The sequence below is a fragment of the Pseudomonas sp. PICF6 genome, assembly GCF_009831705.1.
Taxonomy (GTDB): domain Bacteria; phylum Pseudomonadota; class Gammaproteobacteria; order Pseudomonadales; family Pseudomonadaceae; genus Aquipseudomonas; species Aquipseudomonas rhizophila.
On sequence record NZ_WUUD01000035.1, the window covers coordinates 76,505 to 83,122 of the forward strand.

General features: G+C 59.3%; 6 protein-coding genes. All 6 read left to right on the forward strand.

Going from position 1 to position 6,618, the window contains the following annotated elements; genetic code table 11:
• The coding region (locus tag GSM73_RS24975) for an RHS repeat-associated core domain-containing protein (RefSeq protein WP_256677090.1) at positions 1–1,874 on the forward strand (1,874 nt) is incomplete at its 5' end.
• Between the two features lie 2 nt (positions 1,875–1,876).
• Entirely contained in the window at positions 1,877–2,275 is a 399-nt protein-coding gene (locus tag GSM73_RS24980; RefSeq protein WP_076383994.1) for a hypothetical protein, read from the forward strand.
• 71 nt (positions 2,276–2,346) lie between these two features.
• Positions 2,347–3,045, forward strand: a complete 699-nt coding sequence (locus GSM73_RS24985) for a glutathione binding-like protein (protein ID WP_076383995.1) — start codon at positions 2,347–2,349, stop codon at positions 3,043–3,045.
• A gap of 8 nt (positions 3,046–3,053) precedes the next feature.
• The gene (locus tag GSM73_RS24990) at positions 3,054–3,899 is read left to right on the forward strand and encodes a PhzF family phenazine biosynthesis protein (RefSeq protein WP_160894128.1); all 846 of its coding nucleotides are present in this window, start codon (positions 3,054–3,056) and stop codon (positions 3,897–3,899) included.
• Between the two features lie 113 nt (positions 3,900–4,012).
• Complete coding sequence (gene hemB / locus GSM73_RS24995) at positions 4,013–4,987, forward strand: porphobilinogen synthase (protein WP_160894130.1); 975 nt, start codon at positions 4,013–4,015, stop codon at positions 4,985–4,987.
• A gap of 435 nt (positions 4,988–5,422) precedes the next feature.
• Entirely contained in the window at positions 5,423–6,517 is a 1,095-nt protein-coding gene (locus tag GSM73_RS25000) for a DUF1615 domain-containing protein (RefSeq protein ID WP_160894132.1), read from the forward strand.
• Positions 6,518–6,618: the final 101 nt, after the last annotated feature.

Here is a 6,618-nt window from a genome sequence, read left to right on the forward strand (position 1 = left end):
ACGCCTACGACCTCAATGGCCACCTGCTGGAGAAAACCGAGCACGGCGCGGACGGCGCCCAATGGGTCACCCGCTACCAGCGCGACGGGGCCGGGCGGCTGCTGGTCAAGACCTTGCCCGACGGCCAGGCCATCGAATACCGCTACGACGGGCTGGGCCGGCTGGTCCACGTCAACGACGGCACCGATCACCCGCTGGCCTTCGAATACGACGCCCAGGACCGGCTGATCAGCGAACACCAGGGCTGGGGCACCCTGCGTTATCGCTACGACGCCTGCGGACGCCTCAACCACCTGCGCCTGCCGGACAACAGCCAGCTCGATTACCACCACGCCCGGGGCGGCGCGCTGACGGCCATCGACCTGAACGGCTCGCGCCTCACCGAACACCAGCTCAGCGGCGGGCGCGAACGCCAGCGCCGCCAAGGCCTGCTGCTCAGCCAGTACGACTACGACGAACAAGGCCGGCTCAAGGCCCAGACGGTGTGGCAGAACCAGCAGCAACTGTTCTGGCGCGATTATGCCTACAGCGCCAATGGCAACCTGCAGTCCATTTCCGACAAGCGCAACCGCCGTCATTACCAGTACGACCCGCTGGATCGCCTGATCGGCATCGACTATTCCCACAGCGAGCCGCCGGAACACTTCGCCCACGACCCGGCCGGCAACCTGCTGATGCAGGACCGCCCCGGCCCGACGACCCTCAAGGGCAATCGCCTGCTGATGGAGGGCGACCGGCACTACGACTACGACGCCTTCGGCAACCTGATCCGCGAACGGCGCGGCAAGGCCCAGTGCCTCGTCAGCGAATACCGCTACGACAGCCAACACCGACTGATCGGCGTCACCACGGCGCACGGTCGCGAAACGTCCTACCGTTACGACGCCTTCGGCCGACGCATCAGCAAGACCGTGGACGGCCTGACCACGGAATTTTTCTGGCAAGGTGACCAGATCGTCGCCGAAAGCAGCCCGCGCCACCACCGCAGCTACGTCTACGAACCGGGCACCTTCCGCCCCCTGGCCCTGCTCGACGGCAAAGGCCCGAACGCCTGCCCGTTCTACTACCACCTCGACCACCTGGGCACCCCCCAGGAACTGACCAACTACGGCGGCACCATCGTCTGGTCGGCACGCTACCGCGGCTACGGCAAAACCACCGAACTGGTCCACGGCGGCGGCGAACAGCTGGAACAACCGTTGCGTTTCCAGGGCCAATACTTCGACCCCGAAAGCGGCCTGCACTACAACCGGCACCGCTACTACAATCCGGAAACCGGCCGCTACCTGACGGCTGACCCGAGCAAGCTGGCGGGTGGCCTCAACGGGTATCGCTACACCCTGAACCCGACGGGGTGGGTGGATCCATTGGGGTTGGTGGATTGTCCGGGGAAGGGTGGGTGCCGGTCGGCGGTTGGTAGTCAGGATCCGGCGGCTAAGGTTGGGGTGGATGAGGGTGAGTCTAAGCTCCCTCAAACCAAGCCAAAAAATACCTATACGTATCGGGGTGACACAAGGGAGCCTTGGGAAATTTTTGACGTAGGTTTCGAGCCGTTAGGCTTCAGTACGGATTTGTACTTGCACGCTCAGGATAATCGAAAGCCTCCGAGTATTTATGTAAGTACCACTACTTCAAAGTCAGAGGCGGTAAAGTTTGCTACGAGTTTTGGTTTTCGATCAGGGTATGTGTATGTGCTCAAAAATGTGAGAGGTATTGATGTTAATAAAAAACTCGGTGTGCTGTCGCCGCATCGAAAAGAGGTGGAAATAGCTGTGCCTGGAGGCATAGATAAGAAAGATATAGTAGGAGCGACGCCCGTGAATGATGATGGGTCGTATGTGGGCTACTCGATACCAAATTTTGATAGGTGGTGAAAATGGATACGCAGGAAGTGGCGGTTGAGGTTGGTGGCATTGTGAAGCATGCAGTTGTTGAGTGTGCACGAAGAACTATTGAGATGCGGATTACAATGCCGGATGGGGAGGTTCGGGTTTATACAGGACTGGATTATTACGTGTGTCTAGGGAAAGTGAGAGAGGATTTTCCTGATGTGAAATTTTTATGTAAAGGCGCCAAACTAAACGTCCATACATCTCGGATGACTTCGCAGATGTCTGGGGGGATAGTTGCATACGAAGTTCGTTGGGGGGAGCCGGCTGACGAAGGCGATATAGTGAATATATTTGATTATGAAGATCAAAATCTAACAAGCAATATCAGGGAGCAGGTTGAATATCATCAGCGCTGGCTGCAATCTGTGATCGCAGGATCATGACTTGGGATCCAAAATCTCCGTCATCTGATTTATGCTTCAGCTCTCTCTAGCTAATACTGGGAATTCGCCCGATGCCCAACCTAACCCCATTCCCCATCACCCAAAAATGGCCCGCCCAGTTCCCGGAGTGGATCCAGCTCTACTCCCTGCCGACCCCCAACGGCGTGAAAGTCTCGATCATGCTGGAAGAAATCGGCCTGCCCTACGAACCCCACAAAGTGGACTTCGGCAGCAATGACCAGCTGTCCCCAGAGTTCCTCTCCTTGAACCCCAACAACAAGATCCCGGCGATTCTCGACCCCCATGGGCCGGGGGATCAGCCGTTGGCGTTGTTCGAGTCGGGGGCGATTCTGATTTATCTGGCGGACAAGAGCGGGCAGTTGCTGGCCCAGGAGTCGGCGGCGCGCTACGAGACGATTCAATGGCTGATGTTCCAGATGGGCGGGATCGGGCCGATGTTCGGGCAGTTGGGTTTCTTCAACAAGTTTGCGGGCAAGGACTATGAAGACAAGCGACCTCGTGATCGTTACGTCGAGGAAAGCAAGCGCCTGCTCAAGGTGCTGGATGGTCGTCTTGAAGGCCGGGACTGGATCATGGGCGAGCGCTACACCATCGCCGATATCGCCACGTTTCCCTGGGTGCGCAACTTGATCGGTTTTTATGAAGCGGGGGATCTGGTGGGTATCCAGAACTTCCCGAATGTAACGCGGGTGTTGGAGCGTTTCCTGGCGCGGCCGGCAGTGGCACGCGGGTTGAAAATTCCGGAATGAGTGGACTGATGACGAGCTGTTTCAATTTCAAACAATTGGACGTGTTCAGCGAAGTGCCGCTCAAGGGGAATCCGCTGGCGGTGGTGCTCGGGGCGGACGAGATCAGTGACGAGCGCATGGCCGCTTTTGCCAACTGGACCAACCTCAGCGAAACCACTTTCCTGCTGGCGCCGCAGCATCCGGAGGCGGATTACCGGGTGCGCATTTTCACCACCTCGACTGAACTGCCGTTTGCCGGTCATCCGACTTTGGGCAGCTGTCATGCCTGGCTGGAGGCCGGAGGCGTGCCGAAAGGGCCGCAGATCGTGCAGGAATGTGGCGTTGGCCTGGTAAGAATTCGCCGCAGCGATTTCGGGTTGGCTTTTCAGGCGCCGCCCTTGCTCAAGTCCGGCCCGCTGGAGGCTCTAGTGCTGGAGCGAGTGCGCAAGGGACTGGGGTTGCAGGCCGAGGCGATTGTCGAGACGCAGTGGGTTGATAATGGTGCCGGCTGGCTGGCATTGATGCTCAAGAATCGCCAGCAAGTGTTGGCACTAAAGCCCGATTACCAGCAGTTGCGGGATCTGGCCGTGGGCGTCATCGCGCCGTGGGAACCGGCCGTGGATGGCGCTGAGGCGCAATTTGAAGTGCGCGGTTTCATTGCCGGTGACGGCATGCCGGAGGATCCTGCCACCGGCAGCCTGAACGCCGGGCTGGCCCAGTGGATGCTGGCCAAGGGGCTGGCACCGTCGCGCTATGTGGTCAGCCAGGGCTTGACCATGGGCCGGGCGGGGCGGATTCATGTTGAGCAGGTGGGCGAGGACGTCTGGATTGGTGGTGCGGTGGTGACCTGCGTCAATGGCTCACTGACCTTGTAAGCCGATTATTGCCCGGCCGGTAAAACTCTGTTTTCCGGTCGGCGTTTGTGCCCAGGCGGGTGAGGGCATAAGCTTTGTCCCCTGCGATCGAGCACCCATTTTTCAGGAGTCCCATGTCCAGTCAGTTCCCCGAAGCACGTCCACGCCGTCTGCGTCGCAATACGAGCCTGCGCAGTCTGTTCCAGGAAACCGAGTTCACCCTGAACGACCTGGTGCTGCCGATTTTCGTCGAAGAAGAAATCGATGACTTTGTACCGATCAAGAGTATGCCGGGCGTGGCGCGCATTCCTGAATCGAAACTGGCCGGTGAGATCGAGCGGTATGCCCGTGCCGGTATCAAGTCAGTGATGACCTTTGGCGTGTCCCATCATCTGGATAGCGATGGCAGCGACACCTGGAACGAGCGCGGCCTGGTGTCGCGCATGGCCGGGATCTGCAAGGACGCGGTGCCGGAAATGATCGTGATGTCTGACACCTGTTTTTGTGAGTACACCGATCACGGCCATTGCGGGGTGCTTCACGGGCATGAAGTGGACAATGACCGGACCTTGCTCAACCTGGGTAAACAGGCCGTGGCGGCGGCCCGTGCCGGGGCCGATGTGATCGCGCCGTCCGCCGCCATGGACGGGCAGGTCCAGGCCATTCGCAAAGCCCTGGACGAAGCCGGTTTCAGCCAGACGGCAATCATGGCGTATTCAACCAAGTTCGCTTCAGCGCTCTACGGTCCGTTCCGCGAGGCGGGCGGCAGTGCCTTGAAAGGCGACCGCAAAAGCTACCAGATGAACCCGATGAACCGCCGCGAAGCGCTGCGCGAATCCTTGCTCGATGAGCAGGAAGGGGCCGATGCACTGATGGTCAAACCTGCCGGCGCGTACCTGGATATCATCCGCGATATTCGCCAGGCTTCGAACCTGCCCCTGTCGGCCTATCAGGTCAGCGGCGAGTACGCGATGATCAAATTCGCCGCCCAGGCCGGCGCCATCGACGAAGCCCGCGTCGTGCGAGAAAGTCTCGGCGCGATAAAACGAGCAGGGGCAGACCTGATCTTCACCTATTTTGCGATGGATCTGGCGCTGAGCGGGATCTGATCGACGCCGAATTTCCTGTGGGAGCCTGCTCGCGATAGTGGGGCCAGCTGGCTTCAATGCCGAATGTGCCACCGTCATCGCGAGCAGGCTCGCTCCCACATTGGACTTGTGGCGTGGACTAAAACTGTGAGCATCCGCGGTCAACCCTGTGGGAGCGAGCTTGCTCGCGATAGTGGTAGGCCAGCTTGCATTAATGTCGGATGTGCCGCCGTCATCGCGGGCAAGCCTTGCTCCCACAGACACCCACCCAAATCTACTGTGGAGTCTTGCTCCCACACTGATGGTGTTAGGCCACCCATCCTCTCACGTCAGCTTTTTGCTGCTGTCGAGCCTTCTTTGCTCTCAAGACCCCTTTTGGCTCTGATGAACAGAACATAGCCTGTACCGGCTTTTGATCGTATGGTTGCTGCGCAATAACAGACTTGATGGAGCAACATGCAACTCAATCGATTGATGATCAGCCTCACCGCGTTGTTGACCCTGGCCGGTTGCGGCAGCCGTCAGGCCCAGGAACCGGAACGCCAGCCCGCCGAGGTCAAGGCGCAGATTGTGCGGTTGTTGCCGGCCAAGACTGTGGATCGCGAGGGCTGGGCGACGGATATCTACGTGGCTTTTGCCGCTCAGCAAATCTCACCCACGACGCAGAATATCTGTTCCGTCCTGGCGGTGACCGAACAGGAATCGACGTTCCAGGCTGATCCGGCGGTACCGGGGTTGGGCAAGATCGCCCGGCAGGAAATCGATCGTCGCGCGGCAAAGATGCACATTCCGGGTCTATTGATCAGCGGCGCCCTCCAGGTGCGTTCGCCTAATGGCAAAAGCTACAGTGATCGGCTCAATGCCGCGCGCAGCGAGAAGGAGTTGAGTGCGATTTTCGATGACTTCATTGGCATGGTGCCCTTGGGCAAGACACTGTTCGGCAGCTTCAACCCCGTGCACACTGGCGGGCCGATGCAGGTCAGCATCGCGTTTGCCCAGGCTAATGCCCGGGATTATCCCTATGCGGTGGATGGGTCGATTCGTCGGGAGGTGTTCAGTCGTCGCGGCGGGATGTATTTCGGTATTGCGCATCTGCTGGGGTATCCGGTGAGCTACACCGAACCGCTGTATCGTTTCGCCGATTTCAATGCCGGATGGTACGCCAGCCGCAACGCGGCATTCCAGCATGCAGTGAGTCGTGCCTCAGGCATTCCCCTGGCTCTGGACGGCGATTTGATCTTGCATGATTCCATCATGCCAGGCAGCACCGAGTTGGCGGTGCGCACCTTGGGCCGGTCGTTGGGGATGCGCAACCCGACCATTCGCGACCAGTTGGAGCAGGGCGACAGCCTGGCGTTCGAGGACAGCAAACTGTACAAGCGGGTCTTCGAATTGGCTGAGAAGGCCGAGGGCAAGCAATTACCTCGGGCGGTGTTACCGGGAATCGTGCTCAAGAGCCCGAAAATCACGCGCAAGCTGACCACGGCGTGGTTCGCCAAGCGAGTGGATGAGCGTTACCGGCGTTGTATGACGCGGGCTGCGGGACGCTAGGCAATCGGTGGGCAATGAAAAAGCCCGGCGGATAAGGCCGGGCTTTCATGGTGATGCGTTAGGTTCCAGAGGTGTTTGAAGCATTGTGGCGAGGGGGCTCC